At 74.4% G+C, this 1,555-nt stretch carries 2 protein-coding genes; one reads left to right on the top strand and one right to left on the bottom strand.

The window, feature by feature from the left end; genetic code table 11:
• A partial coding sequence (locus GV126_RS32630) for an MFS transporter (protein ID WP_159674602.1) occupies window positions 1-1,052 on the bottom strand: 1,052 nt, incomplete at its 3' end.
• A 179-nt stretch (window positions 1,053-1,231) separates the two neighbouring features.
• On the opposite strand from GV126_RS32630, the gene GV126_RS32625 reads away from it, so the two are divergent.
• On the top strand, window positions 1,232-1,555 hold a 324-nt coding region (locus GV126_RS32625; protein WP_159674600.1), incomplete at its 3' end, for a LacI family DNA-binding transcriptional regulator.

The following is a 1,555-nucleotide window of genomic DNA, read 5'->3' as shown; positions in this document are numbered from 1 at the left end:
GAGGCACCCACCGTGAACGTCGTCACCAGCCAGGAGAACGCCTCCGTGACCGTGCCCCGCGGCGCGTGCCGGTCGACGATGATGAACGCGCAGGCGATGCAGGGCGCCAGGAACACCCCCGACACCACGGTCAGCAGCACCATCGCGACCGCCCCCGGCCGCAGCATCAGCGGCAGATAACACACCGCCAGAAGAGCCACCAGCACCCGCAGGCGCCGCTCGGGCACACCGGCCCACTGCCGCGCCCCGTAGACCGCGCCACCGGCCAGCGCCCCCAGCCCCAGCGCCGCCATCAGCCACCCGTACACCGCGTCCCCGCCATGGCCGTCCGCGTACGACACCGCCGCCACCGTGATCGAGCCGAGCGCGATCCCCACGAACAGGAACGCGCCCAGCAGGGCCAGCAGGCCGGGCGAGCGCAGCGCCCCCAGCCAGTGCGCCTCGCGCGGCGCCGAACGCCACGCCCGCGACGGCGGCGAGACCACCACCGACAGCGCCCCCAGCACCCCGAGCACGTTCAGCACCACCAGCGCCGCCTGCGCCGACCACACCGCAACGCACACGGTCACCAGCAGCGGCCCCACGGTGAACATGACCTCCTGCGCCACCGCGTCCATCGCGTACGCCGTGTGCACCTGCTCCTCCCGCGGCAGCACCGACGGCCACAGGGCCCGCAGGCCGCCCTCCAGCGGCGGCGTGAACAGCCCGGCCGCCGCCACCGCCGTCCAGGCCAGTGCGGCCGGCCCGGTGCCGGTCAGGGCGAACACGGTCATCGCCAGCGCCGCGGCCAGGGCCGCGGGCAGCTGCACCCGGGGCTGGCCGTACAGGTCCACCAGCCGGCCGAGCACGGGCTGCCCCACCGCGTTGGCCACGCCGTACGCCGCCGCCAGCGCTCCGGCCAGGCTGTACGTGCCGCCCTCGGCCCGCACGAACAGCACGATCGCGATCGCCGCCGTGGCGTTCGGCAGCCGCCCCACCAGCGTGCCCACCAGCAGCCGGGCGGCGTGCCGCGCCCGGAGGATGTCCAGGTAACCCGCGCCTGCCGCGGCCATCGCGCGCCTCCATGAGTCGGGAGTTTTACGTATAACGTGACCCGCCATACGTACCATGTGCGCTGTTCACCAGTCCAGGCGAAGGTCCGGCACCGAAAGACCGGTCGGCACAGTGACCTGGCAGCGAAGCCGGAGCGGTGCCGGCGAACCGGACGACAGCACGAAGGAGCGGTACCACGGTGGCACGAGCAAGCACCCGGCCCACCAGCCGCGACGTCGCCCAGGCCGCCGGCGTCTCCCAGGCCGCCGTCTCCCTCGTCCTCGGCGACAAATGGCGCGGCCGCGTCTCCCAGGCCACCGCCGAACGGGTACGCCAGGCCGCCCACGACCTCGGCTACCGGCCCAACCTCGCCGCCCGCAACCTGCGCCTCGGCCACACCAGGACCGTCCTGCTGGTCGTCCCCGCCCTCACCACCGAGTTCTTCGCCGGCGTCTACACCGGCGCCGCCCGCGTCGCCGCCGAACACGGCTTCGGCGTCGTCCTCTACCCCTCCCCCGAAGGC

This window comes from Streptomyces mexicanus (assembly GCF_902506575.1).
GTDB lineage: Bacteria > Actinomycetota > Actinomycetes > Streptomycetales > Streptomycetaceae > Streptomyces > Streptomyces mexicanus.
Note: the sequence above shows the minus strand (reverse complement) of the source record. Positions and strands in the feature narration are given on the sequence as shown.